We start from the raw sequence: 26,591 nt of genomic DNA, 5'->3' as shown, positions 1-26,591 counted from the left end.
GGCCCGCCGTCTCACGGGAAGCGAATGCCTCGCCATGAAATTTCTGTTCACCGCCGGGGGAAGCCACTCGACCGTCTTCTCCATGGCCCCGCTCGCCACGGCCGCGCGCACCGCGGGACACGACGTCCTGCTCACCGTCGACGAGCCGGTGCTGGAGGCCGCCGAGGCCATCGGTGTCCCCGCGGTCCCGGTCCCCCATCCCGGGGAGGCCGCGGCCCGGCTGGACGCGCTGCTGGACCTCTCCCGGGACTGGACGCCCGATGTGGTGGTGGGCGGCCTGTCCTACGTTCCCGGGCTGCTCGCCGCGCATCTGGGCGTTCCCTACGTACGCCAGTACTGGGACATCGTGCCGCTGCGCCCGGAGCCCGCGCTCCCCGAGCTGCTGGAGCGCGTGGGCCTGGACGCGCCGCCGGAGCACGCCCTGTTCATCGATGTGTGCCCGCCGGCCCTGCGGCCCTCGCCCACCCCGGGCGCCCGGCCCATGCGCTGGGTTCCCCGCAACCGCCAGCTGCGCCTCGAACCGTGGATGTACACCCGGCCCAAGGGGCGCCCCCGGGTGCTGATCACCGCCGGGACCCGCGCTGCCAAGCTGCGCAACACCGGCGACTCCACGCGGCGGCTGGTGGACGGGCTGCGGCTGACCGGGGCCGAGGTGCTGGTCGCGGCGCCCCCCGGGGCGGCCGAGCAGTTCGGCACGGAACTCGGCGATGTCCGGGTCGGCTGGCTGCCGCTGGACGTGGTGGCCCCCACCTGCGATCTGATGGTGCACCACGGCGGCGCGGCCACCGCCATGACCGGGGCCGCCGCGGGGACACCGCAGCTCATCACCCCCGAGAACAACTACGCGAAGGAGATCGCCCGCGCGTTCACCGGTTTCGGCGGCGCCCGCACGGTGGTGCCGGACGACCGGCCGCAAGAGGACCCGGGCGAGGTCATCGCCGAGAGCTGCCGGGAGATCCTCGCCGATCCGGCCTACGCGGAGCGGGCCGCGGCCCTGCGTCAGGAGATCGCCGCGCTGCCCACGCCGTACGAGATGGTCGCCGAGCTGGAGGGCCTGGCCGCCGGATGAACCCGGGGAGCCCCGCCGGCCCGGTGGTGCCGGGCCGGCGGGGCCGCGCGCCGCGCGCGGTCAGGCGGTGACCCGTACCGCGTTCGAGCGCACCCGGTCGACGAGCTCGGCCTGGTGGGTGATGGCGCGAGCCTGGGGTTCGTAGTGCGCGCCCGTGAGGATGGAGCGGGCGAAGAACTCGGCGATGTTCTTGAACTGGTGGTCGGCCGGCAGAGTCAGCTCCTCCGCGTGGTCCTGCGACTCGATGCGGATCAGCGGCTGCCGGGCCGGTGGCGGGGTGAACGCCCGGTCCAGGGTGAGCCGGCCGCGGTCGCCCCACAGTCCGTACCAGGACCGGTAGGAGTGCTCGAAGCCGAAGGAGAGTTCGGCGGTGACCCCCGCCGGGGTGGCCAGCAGGATGTGCCCCGCCACATCGACACCCCGGTCCGGGTGCAGCCGCAGCACCGAGCCGATGACATCCAGTTCGGGGCCCAGGAAGTAGGAGGCGGCCCGGATCGGGTAGACGCCCACGTCCAGCAGGGCACCGCCGCCCAGTCCGGGGTCGTAGCGCACATCGGCCGGGGCCAGCGGGGGGATGCCGAAGCTGGCGGAGAACACCCGGGGGGCGCCGATCCGGCCTTCGGCGACGAGCCCGCGCACCGTCTCGTGCTGGCTGTGGTGGAGGAACATGTAGTTCTCCATCAGCCACAGCCCGGCCTTCTGGGCCTGGTCCACGAGGTCGAGCGCGGTGGAGCGGTCCCAGGTGAGGGGTTTCTCCGACAGGACGTGCTTGCCGGCCTCCAGCGCGCGGCTGACCCAGTACGCGTGCAGGCCGGTGGGCAGTGGCACGTACACCGCGTCGATGTCCTCGCGCGCCAGCAGGTCCTCGTATCCGGCGGCCGCCGCGCAGCCGAAGTGCTCGGCGAAGACGCGGGCCTTGGCCGGGTCGCGGCTGGCCACCGCCCTCAGTTCGATGCCCTTGGCCTCCTGCATCGCCGGCAGGACCCGGCGGAACGCGATGCTCGCGCACCCCAGGACTCCCATGCGGACCACGTGCATGCGGTACTTCCTTTCACCAGAGACTGTGCAGACAGGCGACGAGAGTGCGTGCCTGCACGCTCAGGTAGTGGCTGTGCCGCAGCAGCCCGCTCAGCTGCCCCAGGGTCACCCAGCGGTAGTCCTGCGGGCAGTGCGCCGGGAAGTCCTCGTCCACCTCGACCACCAGATAGCGGTTCTGGGCGTCGAGGAAGCGTCCGCCCTCCTCCGAGAGCAGCGCGTCGAAGCGGATGCGGGAGGGGTCGGCGCCCAGGACGTCGTCGAGGTAACGGGGCTGCGGGAGGCCGGTGTAGTTCTCCCGCAGGAGCTGGACGGTGGGGCCGAGTTCGACGGTGTCGACGAATCCTGGCTCGACGCGGGCGTGCGTGAGCACATGCGCCACCCCGTCGATCCGCTTGGCGAGGAACGCGATGACACCGCGGCCCACCGGTTCCAGCAGCGGCTGCCGCCAGGAGGGCACCTCCCGCGAACTCGCCTCGACCCGGACCCCGATCACCCGGAAGTGCTTGCCCTCCTCGTGGGCGATCTCGTGCGGGGTGCGCCGCCAGCCGCTGATGCCGGCGGCCGGGATCAGCCGGGCCGTCATCTCGTGCCGGGTCCGTTCGCCGGTGAACCAGCTCAGGAGTTCGGTCAGATCGTGCGCGGATCCGGCCGCCGGGTCCAGGGAGCGGGCCAGCGCCGCGCGGAACTCCGGCGGGGCGTGGCGCGAACCGCTGTCGCCGCCGGGTGCGGCGAAGGGCATGCAGGACAGCACCGTGCGCGCGTCCATGTTCACGATGTTGTCGGTGTGCAGCAGATCGAGCACGTCACGCAGCGCGAGCCACCGGAAGTCGTCGTGCACCGGGATGTCTCCGGTGACCTCCACGACCATGTTGCGGTTGCGCTTGCGGTAGAACCAGGAGCCCTGTTCGGACTGGAGGACGTCGACCAGGACCCGGCCGCGCTCCTCGCCGACGAAGTGCTCCAGATAGCGGGTCCGGCCGCCCCGGTGCACCCGGGTGTAGTTGCTGCGGGTCGCCTGGACGGTGGGCGACAGCTGGAGGGTGTTGATGTTGCCGGGCTCCATCTTGGCCTGCATCAGGCAGTGCGGGACACCGTCGAACTCCTTGACCAGGATGCCCAGGATGCCGATCTCCGGCTGATGGATGATGGGCTGGTCCCACTCCCGCACCGGCCCGTGGTCGCTGCGCACCCGCAGGCCCTCGATGGTGAAGAACTTCCCGCTGGTGTGCCCGAGGTTGCCCGTTGCCGGGTCGAACCGCCAGTCGACGAGCTCCCCGAAGGGGATCGGTGTCACGTCGAAGCGGTGCGAGCGGGACCGCTGCCGCCACCACGGCCAGAACCGGCGGTCGGCCGCGGCCGGGGCGAGCGCCGAGGCGGTGAACGACCGGCCGGCCCGCTCGTACACCGCCGTCACGGAGGTCATGCGAGATTCCTTTCGAGGGCCAGGCACTCCTCGTAGCGGGGCAGCAGCCCGGCCTCGGCCGCCTCGGCCAGGGTGGGGGCGGCGGCGTCCCGTTCGGACAGGACGGGCTCGATGTCGGGCGGGATGGGCAGTCCCAGTTCCGTGTCCAGCACCGACAGGCCCAGCTCGTACTCGGCGACGTACGGGGCGGCCAGCATGTACGACATGACGGTGTCGTCCGCCAGCGCGATGAACGCGTGGCCGACCCCGACGGGGAAGTACACGGCACGGAACTCGCGCGGGTTGACCCGCACGGCGTCCCAGCGGCCGAAGGTGGGCGAGCCCACCCGGATGTCCACGACGATGTCGATCGCCTCACCCGCCGCGCAGTACACGTACTTCGCGGTGCCGGGCGGGGTCAGGGTGTAGTGGACGCCGCGCACCACGCCGCGCCGCGATCTGCTGTGATTGGTCTGCGCCACCCGGAACAGCGGCGCCCCGTGCGCCTGGGTGAACGCCTCCTGCTGGTACGGGGACACGAACAGTCCGCGCTGGTCGGGGAACACCTGCGGGGTGAACACCAGCGCACCCTCGACCGCGAGCTCTTCCGCCTTCACCTGATCTCCCTTCGGCTCGAACCGCTCACAGCGCGCCGAGGACTTCCCGCAGCGCGCTGATGGTCTTCTCCTGGATCCCGGCCGGGAGCGAGGGATACATCGGCAGGGAGAAGATCTCCCCGGCCAGCCGCTCGGTGACCGGCAGGTCGCCCCGCCGGTAGCCGAGGTGCGCGAACCCGGACATGGTGTGCACCGGCCACGGATAGCTGATGTTCAGCTCGATGCCGTGGGCGCGCAGCCCTTCGAGGACGGCGTCGCGCCGCGGATGCCGCACGACGTAGACGTAGTGGACGTGGTCGTTGCCCTCGGCGAGCCGGGGCAGCGTCAGACCTGTGTCGGCCAGCCCTTCCGCGTAACGCCGGGCGACGGCGCGGCGGTCGGCGATGTAGGTGTCGAGGCGGCGCAGCTTGCGGCGCAGGATCTCGGCGTGCACCTCGTCAAGCCGGCTGTTGTGGGCGGGGGTCTGCACCACGTAGTAGCGGTCCGCCATGCCGTAGTACCGCAGCCGCCGCAGCCGCTCGGCCACCTCGTCGCTGGCGGTGACGGTGGCGCCGCCGTCGCCGTAGGCGCCCAGCACCTTGGTGGGGTAGAAGGAGAAGGCGGCGGCGTCGCCCAAGGTGCCGGCGAGGGCACCGTGGTGGCGTGCCCCGTGGGCCTGGGCGCAGTCCTCCAGGATGCGCAGTCCGTGCTCGCGGGCCAGCGCGCGCAGCGGGCCCATCTCGACGCACTGGCCGTACAGATGGACCGGCAGCAGGGCGCGGGTGCGGTCGGTGACGGCCGCCGCGACCTGGGTGGTGTCCATGAGGAAGTCCTGCTCGCGGACATCGACGAACACCGGTGTGGCGCCGACCGAGTCGATGGCGACGATGGTGGGCGCGGCCGTGTTGGACACGGTGATCACCTCGTCGCCCGGCCCCACGCCCAGGGCCTGGAGGCCGAGTTTGATGGCGTTGGTGCCGTTGTCGAGGCCGACGCAGTGCGCGGTGCCGTGATAGGCGGCGAACTCCTCCTCGAAGCCGCGCACGCTGTCGCCCATCACCAGGCGGCCGGAGGCGAACACGGTGTTCACCGCGTCGAGGATGTCCTCGCGTTCCTTCTCGTACTCGGCCAGGTAGTCCCACACTCGAATGGTCACGATCGCTCCTCGCGCACGACGGCGGCGAAGAGGCCCCGGCCGCCCTGGACGTCCTCGGTGTACCGGGCCTCCAGGCCGGCCGCGGCGAAGGCGGACGCGTACTGGTCCCGGCGGAAGAGCCGGTGCTCGTAGGTCTCCTCGAAGTGCCGCACCCCGTTCTCCCGGTCGGCGACCAGGAAGTGCACCCGCATGGTGGAGGAGTCCCCGGAGCCGACGGTGTGGGAGACCCGGGCGATGGTGCGGCTGCCCGTCTTCACCACGTCGCCCGAGACGTAGCCGTCCAGGAACCGGTCCCGGAACCACCACGGTTCGACGAGGATGACGCCGCCCGGGGTGAGGTGCCGGGCGAAGCAGGCGAAGGTGTCGCGCAGTTCGTCCTCGGTGCGGGTGTGGCCGACCGAGCCGAACAGGCAGACGACCGCGTCGAACCGCCGCTCCAGGCGGAAGTCGCGCATGTCACCGGGGTGCAGCGGCACGGCGGGCAGTTTGGCGTGTGCGGCGGCGAGCATGTCCTGGGACAACTCCAGGCCCTCGACGTGCTCGAAGAGCTCGGCGAAGTGCTCCAGGTGGCCGCCCGCGCCGCAGCCGACGTCGAGCAGGGAGCGGGCTCCCGGCCGGTGGCGGCGGACGACTTCGGCGAGGTACTCGGCTTCCGACCGGTAGTCCTTGCCCCGGCTGCTGTTCAGGTCGTCGTGGATCTCGGCGACTTCACGTCCGTACACTGGGCTCCTTCCCTGTGGCCCCGCTCCCGTCGAGCAGGGCGGCCACGGTGCGGTCCACGGCGTCCCGCAGCCCGGTGCGCGCGCTCCATCCCGAAGCGGTGCGGAACGGCGCCGGGTTGACCGTCGTGCTGAGGAAATCGATGACTGGGGCGTCCTGGGGCGGCTGAACGGAGGTCACCGGTACCGGCGGCCGTCCGGTGCGCGCGGCGACCGCGTCCGCCACCGTCCGGAAGACCTCGCCCAGGGTGTCGTGGCGCCCGGTGCCCACCAGCCAGTGCCGGCCGGCGAGGCCCGTGGGGTGGCGCATGGCGGCCGTGAACGCGTCGGCCGCGTCCTCGACGTAGACCAGGTCGCGCTTGACGGTGCCGTCGTGCCACATGGTCAGCGGCTGACCGGCCAGCGCGCGGCGGACCATGGTGGACACCACGCCCTGGTCGGGTACCGGGGACAGCGGGCTGCGGCCGAAGACGGTGGGCAGCCGCAGGCTGATCCCGCGCAGGACGCCCTCGGTGGTGGCGGTCTTCAGCAGCTGCTCGGCGGCGAGCTTCTGCTGGTCGTAGGCGGTCTCGGGGCGGTCGGGTTCGCTGCCGTCCATGGGGTGGTCGGGCGGCAGGCCGATCTGCGAGGTGGTGGCGGCGAACACCACCACCGGGGGCGGGCCGGCCGGCCGCCGTGCGCGCAGCACGGTGACGAGGTCGCGCATCACCCCGACGTTGATCCGCTCGCTGTCCGGGTCCCGCTCGGCGTCGCGCCAGCCGCCGCTGTGCTTGCCCAGGTGCAGGACGATGTCCGCGTCCGCCACGGCGGGCGCCAGCGCGCCGGGTGCGGTGAGGTCGGCGGTGTGCACCTCGATGGCGGCGGCGTGCCGGGGGACCGGCGTGGGACGGCGGGCCACGGCGCGCAGCCGGACCGGCTGGGCGGCGAGCCGGGCGGTGAGCACGGAGCCGAGATATCCGGAGGCGCCCAGCACGGTCACCAGCGGCGCGTCCCCGGCGGCGGTCACGAGGCGCCCGCCGGGGTGGGGTCCGCGGTGCCGTTCTTGCGGTAGAGGACCTGCCAGTAGAAGCTCCAGGGCACGGCCCAGGCGTCGGCGGCCGGGCTCCAGCCGGGGCCCGGCCGGTACGCGGTGAGGAAGGCGGGGACCGCGGCACGCACCGCGCGGCTGTCGTGGACGTCGAGCACCTGCCGCATGAGCCCGGTCTCCAGGGCCGCCCGCAGCAGTTCGTCCTCGCCCTCGGGGCGACCGTCCAGGGAGGGGTCCAGGTACTTGCCGACCGGGTTCTTGGTGTAGAAGGCGGTGCAGCAGCGGTCGATGAGGTCGAGGTAGCCGCGGGCGGTGCGCGGCAGCATCTCGGCGAACGAGTCGATGTTGAGGGCGAGATCGAAGCGCTGTCCGTCGAGCGCGCTCTCCACCTCGTCCACGGTGACGAACCGGATCTTCGCGTACTGGGCGTCGTCCAGGACCTCGGCGAGGTACCGCTTGCTGAACCGCATGGTGGTCGGCAGGTCGACGATGCAGTACGAGGCGATGTCGTGGTTGGAGAGCAGGGTGTGGCAGGTGCGTCCGTAGCCGGCGCCGATCTCCAGGACCGCGGCGCCGTCCAGGGCGGTGCGCGGGGCGAGGAAGCCGAGTTCGAGGACGGCCTGGAGGTAGTCGAGGCAGATGTCCTCGCCCTCCCAGCGCACGGCGTGCGGACGGCCCACGTGCCGGTTGCGGGTGTTGCGCAGCCGATCCCAGTCGGCGGGCTCCAGCCGGGTGGCCAGGTTGTGGACCATCGTCTTGAGGTAGCGGACGCCGTTCGAGCCGGGGTCCCACAGGGATATCTTGTGGTTGGGCCGGCCGGATTTGAAGTCGGTCAGATCGACGGCGGCCTCGGCGGTGACCCAGTCCCGGCTGATCCGCTGCCACTGCCGGCTGGCCTGATAGATGTCTGCCATCGTGTTCTTTTCCTCGCCATCGGAATGCGGTCGCAACGGGAATGTTCCGGGTGTTCAGCCGGCCTCGGAGATCGCCATGATGTAGCGGCCGTACGGTGATGTGGCGTACTGCCTGCCGAGCCGGTAGCAGTCCTCCCGGCCGATGTATCCCATGCGCCAGGCGATTTCCTCCAGGCAGGCGATGCGTACGCCCTGTCTGCGCTGGAGAACCTGCACATACTGCCCGGCTTCCATGAGGGCGTCGTGTGTTCCGGTGTCCAGCCAGGCGAAACCCCGGCCGAGCGGAATCAGCCGGGCGGTGCCGCGTTCCAGATACACCTTGTTGACATCGGTGATCTCCAGTTCGCCGCGCGCGGACGGGGTGAGGCCCCGGGCGATATCGACCACGTCGTTGTCGTAGAGATAGAGCCCGGTGATCGCCATATTGGTCCGCGGGCTGGCCGGTTTCTCCTCGATCGCCACGAGGTTGCCGTGCTCGTCCACCTCGCCGACCCCGTAGCGTTCCGGATCGCGCACCGGGTGGCCGAACAGGACGCAGCCCTTGACCTGGCGGGTGGCCTCCTGGAGGACCCCCGCGAACCCGGCCCCGTGGAAGACGTTGTCGCCCAGCGCCAGGGCGACGGAGTCGTCCCCGATGTGTTCGGCGGAGATCAGGAAGGCGTCCGCGAGGCCGCGCGGTGTGTCCTGCCGCGCGTAGCTCAGCCGGATGCCGAGCGGTGATCCGTCGCCCAGCAGCCGCCGGAACGCGGGCAGTTGGTCCGGGGCGGAGATGATCTGGATGTCGGTGATGCCGGCCAGCATCAGCACCGACAGCGGGTAGTAGATCATCGGCTTGTCGTAGACCGGCAGGAGTTGCTTGGATACCCCCAGCGTGACCGGGTGCACCCGTGTGCCGTGACCACCCGCCAGGATGATTCCCTTCACCAGCGCACCCCCGGCCCTCAGTAGTTCCCGAGGCCGCCGCAGACGTTGATCGCCTGCGCGGTCATGGGCGCCGCCGCGTCGGTGGTCAGATAGCCGACCAGCGAGGCCACCTCCTCGGCGGTGGAGTAGCGGCCGAGCGGGATCTTTCCCTGGAAGCGCTCCAGGATCGCCTCCTCGGTGGTCTCGAAGTGGGCGGCGTAGCCGGCGCGCACCCGCTGGGCCATCGGGGTCTCGACATAGCCGGGGCAGACGGCGTTGACCGTGATGCCGGTCTTCGCCAGTTCCAGGCCCAGGGCCTTGGTGAATCCGATGACGCCGTGCTTGGAAGCGGAGTAGGGGGCGCCGAGCACCACACCCTGCTTGCCCCCGGTGGAGGCGATGTTGATGATCCGGCCCCAGCCGCGCTCGCGCAGCTTCCCGGCCGAGAGCACCTCCCGGGTCACCAGGAAGACGCTGTTCAGGTTGGTGTCGATGACGTCGTACCACAGCTCGTCGCTGATGCCCTCGGTGACGCCGCCGCCGTTGCGGCCGGCGTTGTTCACCAGGATGTCGACGGGCCCGTACCGCTCCACGGCGGTGGCCACCAGCCGCTTGACGTCCTGTGGGCGGCGGACGTCCGCCGCCACACCGTCGGCCCGGCCGCCGTTGGACCGCAGCTTGCCGACGGTCTCCGCGACCGCGTCGGCGTTCCGCGAGCAGAGGAAAACCGTGTGCCCCCGGTCCGCGAGGGTCTCGGCCACCGCGAGGCCGATTCCGCTCGTACCGCCGGTGATGAGTGCGACGCGCTCTCCGTTGTCCGCCATCCCTGCCCCTTCGTGGATACGGTGTCCGGGCAGCGTCGCAGCGATTCCCACAATCTCGGTCGAGTGCCGCTGGACCAGCCCGACCGCGTCACGGCGGATTCCCCGGTGACCGTTCACGGCGGATATCCGCACCGTCCCGGAGTTGATTTCCCGTAATGCGCCGACCTACCGTCGGGCACCGCCGTCACCCTGCGCTCCACCGAACGGCAGGGTCCCATGGGAAGGAGCCTCCATGGCATCCGGGGAATTCACCGTCACCGACCTCAGACGCATCCTGCACGCGGCCGCCGGCGAAAGCGACGGGGCCGATCTCGATCTCAGCACCCTGGACACCGATTTCACCCAGCTCGGCTATGACTCACTGGCCCGGCTGGAAACCGGAAGCCGCATCGAGCGGGAATTCGGTATCAAGCTGGATGACACCACACTGCTCGAAGCGGAAACCCCGGGCGCCCTGATCGAGGCCGTGAACGCCCAACTCGCCGTTTCCGGGACCCCCTGACCCGGGGGCGGAAACCGGCACCGCCCGGACGCGCGGCACTCCGCGCGTCCGGACAAACCGAAGAACAGCACAAGTCCGACCCGGCACACCTTCTGGAAGGAAGAATATGGGGGCAATCGAGGTCCCGGTTCTGATTGTGGGCGGTGGGGGATGCGGACTGTCCGCCTCCACCTTCCTGTCCGACCACGGCGTCGACCACCTGCTGGTGGAACGGCACGCGGACACCTCGCGGATACCCAAGGCGCACTACCTCAACCAGCGCACGATGGGGATCTACCGCCAGCACGGGCTCGACGCCCCGATCGCCGAACAGGGCGCGACGCTGGAGGAGTTCGGGCAGGTTCGCTGGCTGACCACGCTCGCCGGGGACGGGCCGCTGGACGGCCGGGTGGTCCATGAGATGGACGCGTTCGGCGGTGGCGCGCTGCGCGCGTCCTACGCGGCCGCCGGCCCGGTGCTGCCCGTCAAGCTGCCCCAGGTCCGGCTGGAGCCGATCCTGCGACAGTACGCGGAGCAGCGCAATCCCGGCCGGATCCGCTTCCGCCACGAGATGGTCGGATTCCGCGACGAGGGCGACCGGGTCGTCGCCGAGATCCGCGCGACCGACACCGGCGAGACCACCACCGTCACGGCCCAGTACCTCATCGCTGCCGACGGCGGACGCACCGTGGGGGCCGCACTCGGGGTGGCGATGCAGGGCCGGCCCAAGCTGCTGCACGTCAAGACCGCCTACTTCTCCGCGGATCTGTCGCCGTGGTGGCACGAGGGCACGCTCATCACGCACTTCCTCAACCCCCACCACCCCGACCTCTCCGGAAACCTCATCGAGATGGGGCCGAAGTGGGGGAAGGAGTGCGCGGAGTGGGTGCTGCACTTCCACCCGGGCGACCCCGGCCAGTTCGACGAGGAGCAGATCGCCCCGAAGATCCGTGAGGTGCTGGGCATCCCCGACCTGGAGCTGACACTCCACCACGTGACCAACTGGACCGTGGAGGCGCTGCTCGCCGAGCGCTACCGCGTCGGCCGGGTGCTGCTCGCCGGGGACGCGGCGCACCGCCAGCCGCCGACCGTCGGGCTCGGCCTGAACTCCGGAATCCAGGACGCGCACAACCTCGCCTGGAAGCTGTCCGCCGTGCTGTCCGGGCGCGCGCCCGACAGCCTGCTCGACAGCTACGAGGCGGAACGCCGGCCGGTGTGCGGGCTCAACGTCGAGTGGGCGGTGTCCGCGGCCACTCACCATCAGGCGATCATGAACGCGACCGGCCTCGGCCAGCGCGTGCCGGCGCAGCGCCGGGAGCGGGCGTTCACCGAGTACTTCGAGACCTCGCCGATGGGCGAGCTGGCCAGGGCCCGGGCCGGGGAGATGTTCGAGACCCACCGGGGCGGCTGTCAGGCGCACGACCTGGAGATCGGCTTCGGCTACGAAGAGGGCGCGGTCGTGCCCGACGGCAGCGGGCCACCGCCCCGGGCTCCCATGCGCGACGAGCACCATCCCACCACCCGCCCCGGCCATGTGCTGCCGCACGCCTGGCTGGAGCACGAGGGCCGCCGGCTGTCGACCCACGACCTGACCGGCGACGCCACGGCCTTCGCGCTGCTCACCGGGCCGGCCGGGACGGCGTGGTGTGAGGCTGCCGTGCGGCTCGCGCAGACGTTCTCCCTCCCGGTGGTCACCGCCCGGATCGGGGAGGGCGCCGAGTACACCGACGCGGACGGCCGGTGGGCCGCCGTGCGGGAGATCACGGATGAGGGCGCGGTGCTGGTGCGGCCCGACAACCATGTCGCATGGCGCAGTGCGGCCGGTGCCGGGAACCCGGAAGAGGCGCTGGCCGACGCGCTCGCCCAGGTCCTCGGCCGCGCCGGCGTCCCCGCCCCCGCCCGGGGGGAGTGAGCCGCCGCGGGCGAAAGCCGGATCACGTGAGGGCGCCCACCCGGTCGGCACGACCGACCGGGTGGGCGCACTCGGCGTCCCGCCTTCCGTGCGCAGGCACGGGGCGGGCCGGACACCGACGAGGACACCGACGAACAGAGCCCTGGTGTCCCGAGTGGAGATGATGAGGTAGATCGTCGCTCTGGTGCGCGCCGCGGGATCCGGTGGCGTCCACGAACATCGCCGGTGCTGACTTTCCGCGGTCGCCAACAGCCCACTGGCCGTCCGCGAGGAACGGCCCGGGGATCGTTGGCTCAGGACGCTAGGAGCCCTTCCTGCGCAGTTCTCCGGCGATCTGACGGGCCGCCTTGCGGGCGCTGGCGATGCAGTTGCCGACGCCCACCCCGTCGTAGGCGGCGCCGCACACCGCCAGGCCCGGCATCCCGGCCACCGAGGCGCGGATCCGCTCCACCCGCTCCAGATGCCCGACCGTGTACTGCGGCAGCGCGTCCTCCCACCGGTTGACCCGGGTCGCCACCGGCCCGCCGGACAACCCGGTGGCCTCGGCGACCTCGGCCGCCGCCACGGCGACCAGGTCACCGTCGTCGCGGCGCAGCGCGTCCTCCTCGCCGACCCGGCCGAGCGTGCAGCGCACCAGGTCCACGTCGTCGGCCATGTGCGGCCACTTGACCGTCGAGAAGGTGACGGCCTTGACCAGCTTGCCGTCCACCGCCGGCACCCGGTAGCCGCACACGCCCTGTTCGGCGAGGGAGGCGGGCAGCGCGCCGCGGCGGTAGGCGAGGGTGACCACGGTACGGCCGGTGTAGGGGATGTCGGCGAGCGAGGCGACGGCGGCCGAGGTGCCGGGCGTCGTGGCCAGCAACTTCGCGGTGGGGCCCGCGGGCGTGGCGACGATGACGGCGTCCGCGTCGAGGGACTCCGGGCCGGCCGCGGAGTCGACGGTCACCCGCCAGCCGTCCGCGGTACGCGCCAGAGCGGTGACCGTCGTGCCGGTCCGTACCGCGGATCCGGGCGCGGCGGCCCGGACCGCCTCGGCGAGCACCGGGGGCAGGGTGCCCAGGCCGCCGGCGATGGTGGCGATGCCGGGCGGGCGCTCCTCACCCGGCGCGGGCGGCGGCGGGATCAGCGATCCGGCCGCACCGGCGAGTGAGGCGTGGCTGCGGGAGGCGTTGGCCAGCGGCGCCAGCATGGCCTCGAACGACAGGTCCTCGGAGCGGCCGGAGCACACCTCGCTCAGGAACGGGTCGACGAGCCGGTCCACCACCTCCTGGCCCAGCCGCCCGGCGACGAACGAGGCGACCGACACATCCCCCCCGCGTTCGGCCGCGGGCCGCAGCGCGTCCTCCCTGGCCCTGGCGACCCCGACGCCGGAGAGCAGCCCGGAACCGGCGAGTTCGTCCAGGTCGGAGGGCACACCCATGAACTGGCCGGTGGGCAGTGGCCGCAGCGCGCCCCTGGTCCAGATCGCCGTCGAGGTGGCGGAGGCCGTCACGACCTTCTCGCCCAGCCCCGCGTCCGCGATCAGCCCGGTGGTCCGGGGACGGTAGATGTACAGCCCCTCGGCTCCCTCGTCGACGGCGGCCCCGGCCACCTCCGAGACGGAGAGTTTCCCGCCCAGCCGGGAGGACCCCTCCAAGACCGTCACCCGCACCGGCTCGTCCCGCAGGAAGAACGCCGCCGCGAGACCCGCGATGCCACCCCCGACGACGACCACGTGCGGCGCTTCGCCCGCCCGATCACGTCCGCTGTCCGCCATGCCACCCGCTCCTTCGTAGTCCGGTGTCGCCGCAGTGTGCGGGGGGCCGCGAGAGTCTCGGTCGAGCGGGAGTCGACCGGTCAGGATTCGAGAAGCCCGGCCGGCCCCCGCCGCCTAGCATCGAACGCATGAGCCTCAACCTCTCGCAGTGCTTCATCGCCGTGGACGACCACGACAAGGCCCTCACGTTCTACCGCGACGTCCTGGGGCTGGAGGTCCGCAACGACGTCGGCTTCGAGGGCATGCGCTGGGTGACCGTCGGTTCCCCGGACCAGCCGGGCGTGGACATCGTGCTGGAGCCGCCGCTGGCGGACCCCAACGCCTCGCCCGCCGACAAGGACGCCATGGCCCAGCTGCTGGCCAAGGGCCAGCTGCGCGGCGTCATCTTCGACACCGACGACTGCGACGCCACCTTCGAGCGCATCCGCGCCGCCGGTGCCGAGGTGCTCCAGGAGCCCGTGGACCAGCCGTACGGGGTGCGCGACTGCGCCTTCCGCGACCCGGCGGGGAACATGCTGCGTTTCAGCCAGTCACAGCCGTAGCCGTAGCCGTAGCCGGACCCACGCGCCGCACGCCGCGCCCCTCCCCCGCACCGCCCCGGTCGCCGCCAGCCAGGTGACCGGGGTGTCGGCGTGCCCGCCACCGTCCCGTTCCGACTGCGCGCCTTCCCCGGTTGAACGCTCCCGGGACGGTTCACGCGTTCGTTGCGACCCGTCACGGCGCGGACCTACGCTCGCCCCGAATCCGGGAATCCAGCAGCACGGACCGCCGTCACCCATGCCTGCGGACCGCTGGAACGGCCCGGTCCGGGGCAGTTCGACGGGAATGACGAGGGTGTCCATGAACTCGGCGTCGCAGGATGCGGCAGGTGCGCGGAACAACACCCCAGGGCCCGTGATCGGCATCAGCGCACGGCGCGCGCCGGTCACCCTGCGCGGGCTCGACATCACCGTCAGTCTCGCCATCCAGCCGCATGTGGAACTGCTCGCCGCGGCGGGCTGCGTCCCCGTGGTCATCCCTCCGCTGCCCGGCGCCGCACACCTCGTCGCCCGGCTCGACGGCCTGCTGATCCCCGGCGGTCCCGACGTGGACCCCGCACTGTACGGCCAGCGGGCCCACCCCACCACGCACGCCGTCGGCGGGGCCCTGGACACCGGGGAACTCGCCCTGCTGGACGCCGCGTACCGGGCCGGCCTGCCGGTCCTGGCGATCTGCCGCGGCATGCAGTTGCTCAACGTCCGGCACGGCGGCACCCTGCACCAGCATCTGCCCGAGATCACCGGCGATGACGGCCACCAGCCGCGCACCACCGCCCACGACTTCGGCAGACAGCCGCTGAAGGCCGCGCCCGGCAGCCGGATCGCCGCCGTCTACGGCGACGACCCGCCGGAGACCGCCTGTCACCACCACCAGGCCGTCGACCGGATCGGCACCGGGCTGACCGCCACCGCCTGGACACCGGACGGCGTGGTCGAGGCGCTGGAGGCGCCCGATCTCCCGTTCGTGGTCGGCGTGCAGTGGGAGGCGGGTCAGGTGGCGGACGAGCCGCTGCACCGGGCGTTCGCCGCGGCGGCGGCCACCCACGCCACCGCGCGCCGCCGCGGCCCGGAGCCAAGGAACCATCCCGACCCCCAGGAGACGAAGCGATGACGGCACGGATGACCAACCCCTCGTTGATCGTTCCCGACGCCCTGCGGCCCCTGCTCGATGTGACCAAGGTCCTCAACAACGCCGGGGTGCCGCAGCTGACGCTCGACCTCATCCGGCTGTGCGTCAGCCAGGTCAACGGCCGCCCCATCGACATCCCCTCGCACACCGGCGAGGGCGCGGAACGCCGGCCCACCGACGCACGCCTGCTGCGGATGGACCGGTGGCGGCAGGACCCCTGCTACAGCGCGGCCGAACGCGCCGCGCTGGCCCTGGCCGAGAGCGCCAGCCGGCTCAGCGAGGGCGAGCACACGGTCCCGGACGCCGTGTGGGACGAGGCGGCCCGGCACTACGACGAACGGGAACTGGGCGTCCTGGTCCTGCAGATCGGCCTCGTCAACCTCTGGAACTGCGTCAACGTCACCACCCGGCAGGTCCCCGGGGACTACAGCTGAACGCCGGGCGGGCCACCCGCGTCCCCGCACCGACCGGCCGGTCCCGACCCGGGTGGCCGGCACCCGAAGGAAACGGAGATCGCCTTGCTGAAGCTCATCAACGCCGGCCTGGGCCGCACCGGAACGACCTCGCTCCAGGTGGCCCTGGAGAAGCTGGGGTTCGGGGCCTGCTTCCACATGTTCGACATCGTCGGCAGCGAAGAACGTCTCGCCCAGTGGGAGAGGATCGTCTGCGACGGGCAGCCCGCCGACTGGACGGCCGTGTTCGACGGCTACACCTCCGCCGTCGACGGCCCCTGCGCGCTCTACTACCCGGACATCGCCGCGGCCTTCCCCGACGCGAAGATCATGCTCACCGTCCGGGACCCCGACAGCTGGTACCGCAGCACCTACGACACCCTGTACCAGTTCGCGGTGCGAGGCGCGCGGAACCCGGCGCCACCCGGCTCCCGGCCGGCCCGCATGGGACGGCTGACGAACACCCTCGTGTGGCAGGGCCTGTTCGAGGGCCGCTTCGAGGACAAGGCGTTCGCCATCGACGTCTACCACCGCCACAACCAGCGCGTCATCGACACCGTCGGCGCCGACAACCTCCTGGTGTGGGACGTGACGCAGGGCTGGGAGCCGCTGTGCGCCTTCCTCGGCGTTCCCGCGCCCCGGGGCGAGGACTTCCCGCACGTCAACGACACGGCGTCGATGCTCAAGGTGATCCGCGGCATGGGCGGGAGCGCGGGCTGAACTCCGTCCGGCTTCGAGCGGCTCTCCAGGACAGGACCGCACGCTCGGAGAAGAAGTCGGCCCAGGCGTCGACCGCGGACATCCGTACCGACCACGAAGGGCAGGAGCCGGTGAGCATGCGGGTTGTGAGGTCCAGCGTGGCGGGGTCACGGTGAGCGGGCGCGGCGTGGTCATCACCGGTCTGGGAGTGGTGGCGCCCGGCGGGGTGGGCACCAAGGCGTTCTGGCAGACGATCACCTCCGGGCGCACCGCCACCCGGCGGATCACCGCCTTCGACGCGGCGGCCTTCCGGTCGCGGATCGCCGCCGAGGTCGACTTCGACCCGGTGCAGGCCGAGTTGTCGCACCGCGAGATCCGGCGGCTGGACCGGGCCGCCCAGTTCGCGCTGGCCGGCACCCGGGAGTCGGTCACCGACAGCGGCCTTGAGCCGGGGCGGTTCGACCCCACCCGGGTCGGCGTCAGCCTCGGCACCGCCACCGGCGCCACCTGCAAGCTGGAGTCGGAGTACCTGGTACTCAGCGACACCGGCCGGGAGTGGGTCCTGGACCACACCTACGCCGACCCGCATCTGTACGACCACTACATGCCCGGCTCCATGGCCGCCGAGATCGCCCGCGAGGTCAACGCCCAGGGCCCGGTCACCGTGGTCTCGGCCGGCTGCACCTCGGGCCTGGACGCGGTGGGCCACGCCGCCGACCTCATCCGGGAGGGCTCCGCCGACATCATGCTGGCCGGCGGCACCGACGCCCCCATCTCCCCCATCACCGTGGCGTGTTTCGACGCGATCAAGGCGACCTCGCCCAACAACGGCGACGCCGCTCACGCGCTGCGCCCCTTCGACCGCAACCGCAACGGCTTCGTCCTCGGCGAGGGCGCCGCGGTGCTGGTGCTGGAGTCCGAGGAGCACGCCAGGAAGCGCGATGCCAGGATCTACGCGGAGATCACCGGCTACGCCTCCCGCACCAACGCGTACCACATGACCGGTCTGAAGCCCGACGGCGCGGAGATGGCCGCCGCCATCGACGCGGCGCTCGCGGAGAGCCGGCTGCCCGCCGACGCCGTCGACTACGTCAGCGCGCACGGCACCGCCACCAAACAGAACGACCGGCACGAGACCGCGGCGCTGAAGCGGGCCCTGGGCCCGCACGCGTACGACACCCCGGTCAGCTCCATCAAGTCGATGATCGGGCACTCGCTCGGCGCCATCGGCTCCATCGAGATCGCCGCCTGCGCGCTCGCCATCGACCAGGGCGTCATCCCCCCGACCGCCAACCTCACCGACCCCGATCCCGAACTCGACCTGGACTACGTGCCGCTGCACGCGCGCGAACGCCGGCTCGGCGCCGTCCTCAACATCGGCAGCGGCTTCGGCGGCTTCCAGAGCGCCATGATCCTCACCCGACCCGGGAGACGCCCGCTATGACCACCACAGCCATCACCGGGATCGGCGTCGCGGCGCCCAACGGCCTGGGCACGGAGGACTTCTGGTCGGCGACCCTGCGCGGGGAGTCGGGCATCGGCACCGTCAGCCGGTTCGACGTGAGCGGCTACCCCTCCCGGCTCGGCGGCGAGCTGCCCGGCTTCGACCCCGCCGACCATCTGCCCAGCCGGCTCATCCCGCAGACCGACCGGATGACCCAGATCGCCCTGGCGGCCTCCGACTGGGCACTGGCGGACGCCCGGCTGGAGCCGGACGCGTACCAGAGCACCGAGATGGGGGTGACGACGGCCGGGGCGTTCGGCGGCTTCGAGTACGGGCAGCGGGAGCTGGACCAGCTGTGGACCGCGGGCCCCGAACACGTCAGCGTCTACATGTCCTTCGCCTGGTTCTACGCCGTCAACACGGGGCAGATCTCCATCCGGCACGGCCTGCGCGGCCCGGCCGGGGTCGTGGTCGGCGACCAGGCGGGCGGGCTGGACGCCGTGGCCCAGGCCCGGCGGAACATCCGCAAGGGTGCCCGGCTCATCGTCTCCGGGGGCGTCGACAGCTCCTTCTGCCCCTACGGCTGGGTCTCGCGCATCAGCGGCAGGGGATTGAGCACCGGGGACGACCCGGACACCGCCTACGTGCCCTTCGACACCCGGGCCCAGGGCCATGTGCCCGGCGAGGGCGGCGCCATCCTCGTCATCGAGGAGGCCGGAGCGGCCCGCGCCCGCGGCGCCCGGGTGTACGGCGAGATCGCCGGGTACGGGGCGACGTTCGACGCCGCCGCCCGGCACGGCGGCGAACCGGGCCTGCGCCGCGCCGTCGAGACGGCACTCGCGGACGCCGCCGTGGATCCGTCCGACATCCGCGTGGTCTTCGCCGACGGCGCGGGCACCCTCCGGGAGGACCGGGTCGAGGCCGAGGCGATCGAGGCCGTCTTCGGGCCCGGTGCGGTGCCCGTCACCGCCCCCAAGACGATGACCGGCCGGATGAGTTCCGGCGGCGCCCCCGCCGATCTGGCGTGCGCCCTGCTGGCGATCCGCGACGGGCTCATCCCGCCCACCATCAACGTCCGTACCCCGGCCGCCGCCTCGCTCGACCTGGTCCTCGACGCACCCCGGCCCTGGCAGCCGGGGGCGGCGCTGGTGATCGCCCGGGGCCGGGGCGGCTTCAACTCCGCGATGGTGCTGCGCCCCCCGGGAAGAGGCGCGGTAGCGGCCGTCCGGGGACCGGGGGCGACCCGGCGCCGGACCCCGGCACCAGCCGACCACTGACCGCTTGGGAGAAAGGCCCGTCATGGCCGCTGGTGACACCCCGCAAGCCGGCCGCCCCGGCCATCCGCCGGCCCGGCAGGGGCCCCCGGCGCCCCACCGTACGGCTGCCCGGCCCGCGCTGCTGCTGCCCGGGCAGGGCGCCCAGTACCCGGGCATGGGCACCGGCCTGTACCGGGACCTGCCGGCGTTCACGGCAGCCGTCGACACGGTGTTCGCGGCCATGGGCGCCGCCGGTGACGCGCTGCGCTCGGACTGGCTGGCCGCCGAACCTGCCCTGTCCATCCACCACTTCCACCGCTCCCAGCCGCTGCTGTTCGCTCTCGACCACGCGCTGGGCCGGGTGCTCATCGACCTCGGGCTGCGACCGGCCGCCCTGCTCGGCCACAGCGTCGGCGAGCTGGCCGCCGCCGCCCTGGCCGGGGTCTTCGGCCTGACCGACGCGGTACGGATCGTGCTGGACCGGATCGGACGGCTGAACGGCGCCCCGGCGGGCGGCATGGCGGCCGTCGCGGCCTCCCGGGCGGAGATCACCCCGCATCTGCGCCCGGGGGTTGACATCGGGGCCCTCAACGCGCCCCGGCAGACGGTGATCGCCGGCGCCCGGGAGCCGCTGGCCGCGGTGCTGGACGCGCTGGGCGCGGCCGGGCTCCGGTGGGCGCCGGTGCACTCGAAGGCGCCGTTCCACAGCACGGTGCTCCGGCCGCTGGCCGACGCCTCCCTCCCGATGCTGGCCGCGCTGCCCGCGCGCCCGCCCCGGATTCCCATGGTCTCCGGATACACCGCCGCCCGCCTCACCGACACCGAAGCGGTGGACCCGGCGTACTGGGCCCGGCAGCCGGTGGATCCCGTGCTCTTCTGGCCGGCGCTCGGCGAACTGGTCGCGGACGGACCCGATCTGCTGATCGAGTGCGGTCCGGGACAGGGCCTGACGACGCTCGCCCGGCAGCTGCCGAAGGTCCGCTCGGGCGGGTGCGCGGTGCTGTCGCTGCTCGGCCCGCCGTCGGCGGGACCCGGCGCGGAGGCCGGGCACTTCGCGGCGGCGGTCGCCCGGCTGGGGCTGGCCGGGCTCTGACCTCCCCTCCCGGTGGCGGCGGCCCGGCCGGAGCTTCCGCCGGGCTTCGAGCGCCCCTCCAGCAACGGGCCGCAGGCTCGGGGTGACCCGACCGGCCAGGAGAGAAGAGGCAGTCGTGCAGCGGATCACTCTGCGGGAACTTGAGGGCATCATGCGCCAGTACGTGTGGGAGGGCGACTGGCAGTCGTTCGAGGCCGCGCCGGACCTGGCCTTCGACGCACTCGGCTACGACTCGCTGGCGCAGCTGGAGACGCACACACGGATCCGGCGGGAATACGGCGTCGTGATCCCCGAGGCCGATCTGGAGCGGGTCCTGACCCCGCGAAACCTGGTGGACTTCGTCAACGCCCGGATCCCGGCGGCCTGATCCGGGCCGCCGGGAGAGCGTTCACCCGCGGCCCGTACCGTCCGGGCCGCGGTCCACGCGCTGGCGCGCCACGGCCAGCAGTCCGCCGTCCCGCAGCCGCAGCGTCACATCGACCACCTGCGCGCCGGCGGCGTCCCGGTGGGTGGTCACCTCGACGTCCAGCAGGTCGTCGGCGTTGGCGTTGGCGAGGTAGCACAGCTGCCGGTCCAGCACGCGGCGGCGCAGGAAGTCGGCCGATTCCAGACCGAGGTGGTGCCACAGGGACAGCACGGCCCAGTCGACGATCGAGAAGTAGGACGCGAAGTAGAGCAGTCCGACCCCGTTCAGATCCCGGCTCGCGCTCACCCGGTAGGTGAGGGAGAGCCGGGCCCGCGGTGCCGGTTCCGCCGGGGTGCGCAGCGACGCGCTCTGCCGTGCCTGTGCCCAGATCCGCCGCGGGGTGTGCGCGTCGGGGACCTGTGGCAGGTGGTCCGCGCGGAAGCCGGCCGGAGTCGCCCGGCGCAGGCCGTGGTTGGTGTCGTGCCCCGAACGCTTCACCCAGCGGTTGAAGTTCTCCACATGGATGCAGCCGGGTGTGTCGTAGCGGAAGAACCCGTCCACCCCGTCGGCGTCCGACGGCCCGGTGGCGGGGGCCGCGCCCGCGCCGTCACGCGTCACCCGGTGCACCGTCAGCAGCGAGTCCCCGCCGCCGGAGAGCACCTTGGACCGGACCCGCAGCCGGTCGCCGAAGGTCAGTTCATCGGCGCTCAGTCCGGTGTCGGACCGGACCCGGAAGTAGGCGAAGGACAGATAGACCGGCTCGCCGTCGGGGTCGGCCGCGGTGTACGGGTCGACGCCGCAGGAGGCGCCCACCGCGTCCCAGGTCCAGTCCCCGAGCTGGCCGACGAACAGCGCGTTGGGCCCGCACATGGCGGGGGTGATCAGCTCGACACGGTCCAGCCAGCCGTCCCGGCCCCGGGTGACCGGCGGCCGGCCGGGGCCCGCGAGCGGGGCGACATCGGTGGTCATGAGTCCGCCATTCCGTGGCTCCTTCGTGGCTGCGGTGCTCTGGCAGCGTGCCGGGGCCGCCCACAGCTGCGGTCGAGCGCCGGTGGACCCGCCCCGCACACCCGCCGGAAGCGCGGCAGCCGGTCAGGAACGGAGAAGCCCGGCACGGTACTTCGCCCGTAGCGTGATGCCCCTGGGCGGCGAAGTCCGGGTTCAGCGTGCGCGATGTGCTGCCACGCACTTCTCCCCTCGACCTCTAGTGGCACTAGCCGGGATGAGACGGATGATTGAAGCCAAGAACCTGACCAAGCGCTACGGCGAGAAGACCGCCGTGGCCGATCTTTCCTTCTCGGTCGAACCGGGCAAGGTGACCGGCTTCCTGGGCCCCAACGGCGCCGGGAAGTCGACCACCATGCGGCTGCTGCTGGGGCTGGACCGCCCCGACAGCGGTGACGCCACCATCGGCGGCCGGCACTACCAGGACCTGCCGCAGCCGCTGCGGGTGGCCGGGGCCCTGCTGGAGGCCAAGGCCGTGCACACCGGCCGCAGCGCCTACAACCATCTGCTGTGCCTGGCCCAGACCCAGGGCCTGGGCACCAAGCGGGTGGACGAGGTGCTGGAACTGGTCGGTCTGAAGGAGGTCGCGCGCAAGCGCGCCGGGGGCTTCTCCCTGGGCATGGGGCAGCGGCTGGGCATCGCCGCCGCGCTGCTGGGCGACCCGTCGGTGCTCATCCTGGACGAGCCGGTCAACGGGCTCGACCCGGAGGGCATCCTGTGGATCCGCACCCTGATGAAGGACCTCGCGGCCGAGGGCAGGACCGTCCTGGTCTCCAGCCATCTGATGAACGAGATGGCGGTGACCGCCGAACACCTCATCGTCATCGGCCGGGGCCGGCTGGTGGCGGACTGCTCGATGGACGAGTTCATCGAACGCAGCGGGGCCCTGTCGGTGCTGGTGCGCAGCCCCGACGCCGAGGCGCTCAAGGAGGACATCGCGCGGGCCGGCGGCACGGTGACGCAGAGCGGCGCCGGTGAACTGACCGTCGAGAACCTGGAGACCGGCCGGATCGGCGAGATCGCGGCGGCCGGCGGACATGTGCTCCACGAGGTCGTGCCGCGGCGCGGCTCGCTGGAGGAGGCGTTCATGGAACTGACGCGCGACAGCGTGGAGTACGGGGCGACCGGCGGCACCGGTGCCACCAACGGGAAGCGGGGAGGTACCGCATGAGCACCGTCACCGCCGTGACCGTCGCCGATCCGGAGACCCGGCAGGCCGGCTTCGGCCGGCTGATGCAGTCGGAGTGGACCAAGATCCGCTCGGTACGGTCGACGATCTGGTCTCTCGCGCTGCTGCTCATCCTCTTCCCCGGCTTCACGGCCGGGCTCGTCGCCCTGGCCGTGAGCGAGTGGGACAACACCAGCGAGGCGGACCTCGCGCTGATCGTGGCGGACCCCGCCGGGGTCATCCTGGCCAGCGGGTTCCTGGTGGGCCAGCTCGCCATCTGTGTGCTGGGCGTGCTGGTGATCGCCTCCGAGTACTCCACCGGCATGATCCGGGCCAGCCTGCTGGCCGTGCCCCGCCGGGTGCCGATGCTGGCCGCCAAGGCGACGGTGTTCTCGCTGCTGGTGCTGGCGGTGAGTGTGGTCGCCGCGTTCGCCTCGTTCTTCATAGGCGCCGCCATGCTGGAGGAGAAGGCCCCGGTCTCTCTCGGTGACCCCGGCGTGTTCCGGGCCGTGGTGGGCAGCGGACTGTATCTGGCCGTACTCGGACTGTTCGCGCTCGCCATCGGGGCGATCTTCCGGCACCCGGCGGCCGGGATCACCGGGGTGATCGCGTTCGTCTTCGTGGTGGCGCCGATGGCCCAGCTGCTGCCCGGGAAGCTCGGCGAGTACCTCAACGCCTACCTCCCCACCGAGGCCGGCCCGCTGATCGGGCAGGCGGTGCAGGGTCCGGACGATCTGCTCTCGCCCTGGCAGGGCTTCGGGGTGTTGTGCCTGTGGACGGCCGCCCTGCTCGCCCTCGCCGCCTATCTGCTCAAGCGCCGCGACGCCTGACCCACCCTGTCGGGCGGCACCTCCCGGGCCGTGGTGTCCCACCGGACACCACGGCCCGGTGCTCTCGGCCGGCGCGGATGTGCCGCCGCCCCCGCGGTATTCCGGAAAACGCACCGGCACACGGGCGGCGGTGTTAAGGGCCGGGGCGAAAAACCGCCCCGGCGGCACCGCAACGCGCAGCCGCGCCGGTACGTTTCCCGGACGCAGATATGCCCCCGCGCGGCGGGCGCGGAGGCATTCCACGGTGTTCTGCGGGTTTCAGCGGGGCGGGCGGGACTCACGCCTGATAGGGCTTGGCCTCCAGGACCCGCACGGTGGCGACGGAACCGTTCGGCAGCTCGTACTGCGCGTCCTGTCCCACCTTCTTGCCATTGACGCCACTGCCCAGCGGTGACTTCGGCGAATACGTCTCGATGTCCGAGGTGGCGAATTCGCGGGAGGCGAGCAGAAACGTCATGGTGTCGTCCTCGTCGCCGTCGAAGGCGATCGTGACGACCATGCCGGGGGCGACCACGCCGGTGTCCGCCGGAGCCTGTCCGACCTGCGCGCTTTCCAGCAGCTGGGTCAGCTGGCGCACCCGCGCCTCCTGCTTGCCCTGCTCTTCCTTCGCCGCGTGATAACCGGCGTTCTCCTTGAGGTCGCCCTCTTCCCGGGCGGCCTCGATCTTCCTGGCGATCTCGATGCGCGCGGGACCCGACAGATACTCCAGCTCCGTCTTCAGCTGGTCATACGCCTCCTGGGTCAGCCAGGTGACAGTGTCGCTGGTCTGGGTCACAGGTGCTCCTCGGGTACGGGTGATGATGGATACAACGGAGGGTCGATACAAAAACATCGCCCGCCCGGAAGGCAGCGCTCCTGGGTGGGCGAATCAGCGATCGAAACGTCGACCCTAACAACGCCGATCGATTTGCGAAAGGATTTACCCCGTCCGGACGTGGGCAAACCCACACGAGCCGACCCCGGCGGGGACGGGGGTCAGGACCGGTCAGCCCTCGGCGCAGCCCATCAGCTCGGCCGAGGTGGCGAGTTCGGTGGTCCTCAGCACCACGGAACGGTGCACCGAGTCGCTGTTCTCCTCGAAACGGAACTCGGCCCGGCCGACTTCGAGACCGTCGGCGGCCTGCGAGCGCACGGTGCAGACGCCGGTGACGGAGGCGGGCTTGCGCACGGCGATATTCACCGAGACCTCGGTGTCGGAGGTGACCGTGAATCCGGTCACCTCTGCGGTGACCTTCTGCCCGGAGATGTAGGAGACGCCCGCCCAGCCGACGAAGGCGAGCAGCAGCACGCCGAGCACGAGGCCGGTGATCTTCAGCCGCCGGTCGGTGCGAGCGTCGGCGTCGGTGCCGGTCCGGCCGTAGCGCCCCTCGGGCACGCCGTCACGAACGGTAGCCATGGTGCGTCCTCCGGCGGTGGGCGTGGGATCGGCGGGGTGTCTTGGGCGGGACGGACGGGAATATCCCGAGCCGGTCCATCAGTCACTATAGAAGGCGACTCCAGGACCAAGACACGAGGATCGAGCCTTGACCAAGCAGCTGCGGCTCATGGCCGTGCACGCCCACCCCGACGACGAGTCGAGCAAGGGCGCCGCGACGATGGCGAAGTACGTCTCCGAGGGGGTGGACGTCCTCGTCGTCACCTGCACCGGCGGCGAGCGGGGTTCCATCCTCAACCCGAAGCTCCAGGGTGACGCGTACATCGAGGAGAACATTCACGAGGTACGGGCGAAGGAGATGGCCGAGGCCCGGGAGATTCTCGGGGTGCGGCAGGAGTGGCTGGGGTTCGTGGACTCCGGGCTGCCGGAGGGCGATCCGCTGCCGCCGCTGCCCGAGGGGTGCTTCGGGCTCCAGGATGTCGAGGCGGCGGCCGAGCCGCTGGTGGCGCTGATCCGCTCGTTCAAGCCGCACGTGATCACCACGTACGACGAGAACGGCGGTTACCCGCACCCGGACCACATCATGACGCACAAGATCTCGATGGTGGCGTACGAGGCGGCGGGCGACCCGGAGCGCTACCCGGACGCGGGTGAGCCGTGGACGCCGCTGAAGCTGTACTACAACCAGGGCTTCAACCGGCCGCGCACGGTCGCGCTGCACGAGGCGCTGCTGGCGCGCGGGCTGGAGTCGCCGTACGGGGAGTGGCTGGAGCGCTGGGACGAGATGGAGCGGGTGGGGCGCACGCTGACGACGTTCGTGCCCTGCGCGGAGTTCTTCCCGGTGCGGGACAAGGCGCTGATCGCGCACGCCACGCAGATCGACCCGGAGGGCGGCTGGTTCCGGGTGCCGATGGACGTGCAGCAGGAGGTGTGGCCGACGGAGGACTACGAGCTGGCCCAGTCGCGCGTGCAGACCTCCATCCCCGAGTCGGACCTGTTCGCGGGCATCCGCGACAATGACCGGTATGAGTGAGCTGCTTCCCCTGGCCGAGCAGGCCGAAAAGAAACTCACCGAGTACACGGTGACGCCCGGCGTGCTGGGCTTCATCGTGTTCGCGGTGCTGGGGCTGGCTGTCTGGGTGCTGCTGAAGTCGATGAGCCGGCAGCTGGGCAGGATCGACTTCAAGGAGCAGGAACGCGCCCAGCGGGGCGAGGGGACGGACGGCCCGGACGGCGACGGGAACGGTGGCGGCGGTGCCGGGGAGGAGCCGAAGGGCTCCGGCCCGGCCGCCGCCGACCGGGATCCCGCCTCCTCGCGGGCCTGACCCCGGCGTTCCCCGGGGTCCTTCCCGGTCCTCGTTCCGGCTCCCGGCGGTCGGTCGGCGGCGGGCCTCGGGC

General features: G+C 72.1%; 28 protein-coding genes. 15 read left to right on the top strand and 13 right to left on the bottom strand.

Annotation, left to right across the window (positions count from 1 at the left end):
* Positions 1-34 precede the first annotated feature (34 nt).
* The gene (locus tag SXIM_RS17750) at positions 35-1,069 is read left to right on the top strand and encodes a glycosyltransferase (RefSeq protein WP_030728471.1); all 1,035 of its coding nucleotides are present in this window, start codon (positions 35-37) and stop codon (positions 1,067-1,069) included.
* Positions 1,070-1,129: 60 nt separating this feature from the next.
* Here SXIM_RS17750 and SXIM_RS17745 read toward each other — a convergent pair whose 3' ends face one another.
* The 9 genes from SXIM_RS17745 to fabG are packed head-to-tail and all read right to left on the bottom strand — an operon-like array spanning position 1,130 to position 9,648.
* Positions 1,130-2,107, bottom strand: coding sequence for a Gfo/Idh/MocA family protein (locus tag SXIM_RS17745; protein ID WP_030728475.1), 978 nt, complete (start codon positions 2,105-2,107; stop codon positions 1,130-1,132).
* 13 nt (positions 2,108-2,120) lie between these two features.
* Entirely contained in the window at positions 2,121-3,530 is a 1,410-nt protein-coding gene (locus tag SXIM_RS17740) for an NDP-hexose 2,3-dehydratase family protein (protein WP_046724662.1), read from the bottom strand.
* Complete coding sequence (locus SXIM_RS17735; RefSeq protein ID WP_030728479.1) at positions 3,527-4,126, bottom strand: dTDP-4-dehydrorhamnose 3,5-epimerase family protein; 600 nt, start codon at positions 4,124-4,126, stop codon at positions 3,527-3,529. Before SXIM_RS17735 ends, SXIM_RS17740 begins: the two co-directional genes overlap by 4 nt.
* A 25-nt stretch (positions 4,127-4,151) precedes the next feature.
* Entirely contained in the window at positions 4,152-5,261 is a 1,110-nt protein-coding gene (locus tag SXIM_RS17730) for a DegT/DnrJ/EryC1/StrS family aminotransferase (RefSeq protein WP_046724661.1), read from the bottom strand.
* Positions 5,258-5,983: a class I SAM-dependent DNA methyltransferase gene (locus tag SXIM_RS17725; RefSeq protein ID WP_030728483.1), complete on the bottom strand. Its 726-nt coding sequence runs from the start codon at positions 5,981-5,983 to the stop codon at positions 5,258-5,260. The genes SXIM_RS17730 and SXIM_RS17725 overlap by 4 nt, the downstream gene beginning before the upstream one ends.
* Entirely contained in the window at positions 5,970-6,986 is a 1,017-nt protein-coding gene (locus SXIM_RS17720) for an NAD-dependent epimerase/dehydratase family protein (RefSeq protein WP_046724660.1), read from the bottom strand. The genes SXIM_RS17725 and SXIM_RS17720 overlap by 14 nt, the downstream gene beginning before the upstream one ends.
* A complete protein-coding gene (locus SXIM_RS17715; RefSeq protein WP_030728486.1) occupies positions 6,983-7,921 on the bottom strand; it encodes a putative sugar O-methyltransferase in 939 nt (312 codons plus the stop codon). The genes SXIM_RS17720 and SXIM_RS17715 overlap by 4 nt, the downstream gene beginning before the upstream one ends.
* 54 nt (positions 7,922-7,975) lie before the next feature.
* A complete protein-coding gene (rfbA, locus tag SXIM_RS17710) occupies positions 7,976-8,845 on the bottom strand; it encodes a glucose-1-phosphate thymidylyltransferase RfbA (RefSeq protein WP_046724659.1) in 870 nt (289 codons plus the stop codon).
* A gap of 17 nt (positions 8,846-8,862) precedes the next feature.
* Positions 8,863-9,648, bottom strand: coding sequence for a 3-oxoacyl-ACP reductase FabG (fabG, locus tag SXIM_RS17705; RefSeq protein ID WP_030728491.1), 786 nt, complete (start codon positions 9,646-9,648; stop codon positions 8,863-8,865).
* Between the two features lie 232 nt (positions 9,649-9,880).
* On the opposite strand from fabG, the gene SXIM_RS17700 reads away from it, so the two are divergent.
* On the top strand, positions 9,881-10,150 hold the full coding sequence (locus SXIM_RS17700; protein WP_030728494.1) for an acyl carrier protein: 270 nt from the start codon (positions 9,881-9,883) through the stop codon (positions 10,148-10,150).
* A gap of 106 nt (positions 10,151-10,256) precedes the next feature.
* A complete protein-coding gene (locus SXIM_RS17695; RefSeq protein WP_046724658.1) occupies positions 10,257-12,041 on the top strand; it encodes an FAD-dependent monooxygenase in 1,785 nt (594 codons plus the stop codon).
* Positions 12,042-12,342: 301 nt separating this feature from the next.
* Here the strand turns inward: SXIM_RS17695 and hemG are convergent, their stop codons facing one another.
* Positions 12,343-13,797, bottom strand: a complete 1,455-nt coding sequence (hemG, locus tag SXIM_RS17690; protein WP_030728500.1) for a protoporphyrinogen oxidase — start codon at positions 13,795-13,797, stop codon at positions 12,343-12,345.
* A 128-nt stretch (positions 13,798-13,925) separates the two neighbouring features.
* On the opposite strand from hemG, the gene SXIM_RS17685 reads away from it, so the two are divergent.
* The 8 genes from SXIM_RS17685 (at position 13,926) to SXIM_RS17650 (ending at position 20,776) form a co-directional block, all read left to right on the top strand.
* A complete protein-coding gene (locus SXIM_RS17685) occupies positions 13,926-14,339 on the top strand; it encodes a VOC family protein (protein WP_030728503.1) in 414 nt (137 codons plus the stop codon).
* A 352-nt stretch (positions 14,340-14,691) separates the two neighbouring features.
* Positions 14,692-15,447, top strand: coding sequence for a gamma-glutamyl-gamma-aminobutyrate hydrolase family protein (locus SXIM_RS17680; RefSeq protein WP_234306787.1), 756 nt, complete (start codon positions 14,692-14,694; stop codon positions 15,445-15,447).
* A complete protein-coding gene (locus tag SXIM_RS17675; protein WP_046724657.1) occupies positions 15,444-15,899 on the top strand; it encodes a carboxymuconolactone decarboxylase family protein in 456 nt (151 codons plus the stop codon). Before SXIM_RS17680 ends, SXIM_RS17675 begins: the two co-directional genes overlap by 4 nt.
* Positions 15,900-15,983: 84 nt before the next feature.
* Entirely contained in the window at positions 15,984-16,637 is a 654-nt protein-coding gene (locus tag SXIM_RS17670) for a sulfotransferase family protein (RefSeq protein ID WP_030728510.1), read from the top strand.
* A 151-nt stretch (positions 16,638-16,788) separates the two neighbouring features.
* Positions 16,789-18,060: a beta-ketoacyl-[acyl-carrier-protein] synthase family protein gene (locus SXIM_RS17665; RefSeq protein ID WP_043177048.1), complete on the top strand. Its 1,272-nt coding sequence runs from the start codon at positions 16,789-16,791 to the stop codon at positions 18,058-18,060.
* Positions 18,057-19,337: a ketosynthase chain-length factor gene (locus tag SXIM_RS17660; RefSeq protein WP_046724656.1), complete on the top strand. Its 1,281-nt coding sequence runs from the start codon at positions 18,057-18,059 to the stop codon at positions 19,335-19,337. Before SXIM_RS17665 ends, SXIM_RS17660 begins: the two co-directional genes overlap by 4 nt.
* Positions 19,338-19,359: 22 nt before the next feature.
* Positions 19,360-20,409: an acyltransferase domain-containing protein gene (locus tag SXIM_RS17655; RefSeq protein ID WP_078635235.1), complete on the top strand. Its 1,050-nt coding sequence runs from the start codon at positions 19,360-19,362 to the stop codon at positions 20,407-20,409.
* Between the two features lie 115 nt (positions 20,410-20,524).
* Positions 20,525-20,776 (top strand): acyl carrier protein, encoded by a 252-nt coding sequence (locus tag SXIM_RS17650; protein ID WP_234306788.1) that lies wholly within the window; start codon positions 20,525-20,527, stop codon positions 20,774-20,776.
* Between the two features lie 21 nt (positions 20,777-20,797).
* Here the strand turns inward: SXIM_RS17650 and SXIM_RS17645 are convergent, their stop codons facing one another.
* Positions 20,798-21,784: an LnmK family bifunctional acyltransferase/decarboxylase gene (locus SXIM_RS17645; protein WP_046724654.1), complete on the bottom strand. Its 987-nt coding sequence runs from the start codon at positions 21,782-21,784 to the stop codon at positions 20,798-20,800.
* Between the two features lie 262 nt (positions 21,785-22,046).
* Between SXIM_RS17645 and SXIM_RS17640 the strand changes: the two genes are divergently transcribed.
* Together SXIM_RS17640 and SXIM_RS17635 are read left to right on the top strand one after the other, a co-directional pair.
* Complete coding sequence (locus tag SXIM_RS17640) at positions 22,047-22,991, top strand: ABC transporter ATP-binding protein (protein WP_030728523.1); 945 nt, start codon at positions 22,047-22,049, stop codon at positions 22,989-22,991.
* A complete protein-coding gene (locus SXIM_RS17635; protein ID WP_030728526.1) occupies positions 22,988-23,818 on the top strand; it encodes an ABC transporter permease in 831 nt (276 codons plus the stop codon). The genes SXIM_RS17640 and SXIM_RS17635 overlap by 4 nt, the downstream gene beginning before the upstream one ends.
* Positions 23,819-24,095: 277 nt before the next feature.
* Here SXIM_RS17635 and greA read toward each other — a convergent pair whose 3' ends face one another.
* Both greA and SXIM_RS17625 read right to left on the bottom strand, forming a co-directional pair.
* Positions 24,096-24,593 (bottom strand): transcription elongation factor GreA, encoded by a 498-nt coding sequence (gene greA, locus SXIM_RS17630; RefSeq protein ID WP_030728529.1) that lies wholly within the window; start codon positions 24,591-24,593, stop codon positions 24,096-24,098.
* A 210-nt stretch (positions 24,594-24,803) separates the two neighbouring features.
* Complete coding sequence (locus SXIM_RS17625) at positions 24,804-25,214, bottom strand: DUF4307 domain-containing protein (RefSeq protein ID WP_046724653.1); 411 nt, start codon at positions 25,212-25,214, stop codon at positions 24,804-24,806.
* A 127-nt stretch (positions 25,215-25,341) separates the two neighbouring features.
* On the opposite strand from SXIM_RS17625, the gene mca reads away from it, so the two are divergent.
* On the top strand, positions 25,342-26,226 hold the full coding sequence (mca, locus tag SXIM_RS17620) for a mycothiol conjugate amidase Mca (RefSeq protein ID WP_030728534.1): 885 nt from the start codon (positions 25,342-25,344) through the stop codon (positions 26,224-26,226).
* Positions 26,219-26,518 (top strand): hypothetical protein, encoded by a 300-nt coding sequence (locus tag SXIM_RS17615; RefSeq protein ID WP_043177049.1) that lies wholly within the window; start codon positions 26,219-26,221, stop codon positions 26,516-26,518. The genes mca and SXIM_RS17615 overlap by 8 nt, the downstream gene beginning before the upstream one ends.
* Positions 26,519-26,591: the final 73 nt, after the last annotated feature.

The organism is Streptomyces xiamenensis (genome assembly GCF_000993785.3).
GTDB classification, from domain to species: Bacteria; Actinomycetota; Actinomycetes; order Streptomycetales; family Streptomycetaceae; genus Streptomyces; species Streptomyces xiamenensis.
The sequence above is the reverse complement of the archived record's forward strand: the minus strand, read 5'-3'. Positions and strand labels throughout refer to the sequence as shown.

Coding starts and splice junctions, on each gene's coding strand:
- SXIM_RS17750 (WP_030728471.1), top strand. CDS start 35: ATGAAATTTCTGTTCACCGCCGGGGGAAGCCACTCGACCGTCTTCTCC.
- SXIM_RS17745 (WP_030728475.1), bottom strand. CDS start 2,107: ATGCACGTGGTCCGCATGGGAGTCCTGGGGTGCGCGAGCATCGCGTTC.
- SXIM_RS17740 (WP_046724662.1), bottom strand. CDS start 3,530: ATGACCTCCGTGACGGCGGTGTACGAGCGGGCCGGCCGGTCGTTCACC.
- SXIM_RS17715 (WP_030728486.1), bottom strand. CDS start 7,921: ATGGCAGACATCTATCAGGCCAGCCGGCAGTGGCAGCGGATCAGCCGG.
- fabG (WP_030728491.1), bottom strand. CDS start 9,648: ATGGCGGACAACGGAGAGCGCGTCGCACTCATCACCGGCGGTACGAGC.
- SXIM_RS17700 (WP_030728494.1), top strand. CDS start 9,881: ATGGCATCCGGGGAATTCACCGTCACCGACCTCAGACGCATCCTGCAC.
- SXIM_RS17695 (WP_046724658.1), top strand. CDS start 10,257: ATGGGGGCAATCGAGGTCCCGGTTCTGATTGTGGGCGGTGGGGGATGC.
- hemG (WP_030728500.1), bottom strand. CDS start 13,797: ATGGCGGACAGCGGACGTGATCGGGCGGGCGAAGCGCCGCACGTGGTC.
- SXIM_RS17685 (WP_030728503.1), top strand. CDS start 13,926: ATGAGCCTCAACCTCTCGCAGTGCTTCATCGCCGTGGACGACCACGAC.
- SXIM_RS17675 (WP_046724657.1), top strand. CDS start 15,444: ATGACGGCACGGATGACCAACCCCTCGTTGATCGTTCCCGACGCCCTG.
- SXIM_RS17660 (WP_046724656.1), top strand. CDS start 18,057: ATGACCACCACAGCCATCACCGGGATCGGCGTCGCGGCGCCCAACGGC.
- SXIM_RS17655 (WP_078635235.1), top strand. CDS start 19,360: ATGGCCGCTGGTGACACCCCGCAAGCCGGCCGCCCCGGCCATCCGCCG.
- SXIM_RS17645 (WP_046724654.1), bottom strand. CDS start 21,784: ATGACCACCGATGTCGCCCCGCTCGCGGGCCCCGGCCGGCCGCCGGTC.
- SXIM_RS17640 (WP_030728523.1), top strand. CDS start 22,047: ATGATTGAAGCCAAGAACCTGACCAAGCGCTACGGCGAGAAGACCGCC.
- SXIM_RS17635 (WP_030728526.1), top strand. CDS start 22,988: ATGAGCACCGTCACCGCCGTGACCGTCGCCGATCCGGAGACCCGGCAG.
- SXIM_RS17625 (WP_046724653.1), bottom strand. CDS start 25,214: ATGGCTACCGTTCGTGACGGCGTGCCCGAGGGGCGCTACGGCCGGACC.
- SXIM_RS17615 (WP_043177049.1), top strand. CDS start 26,219: ATGAGTGAGCTGCTTCCCCTGGCCGAGCAGGCCGAAAAGAAACTCACC.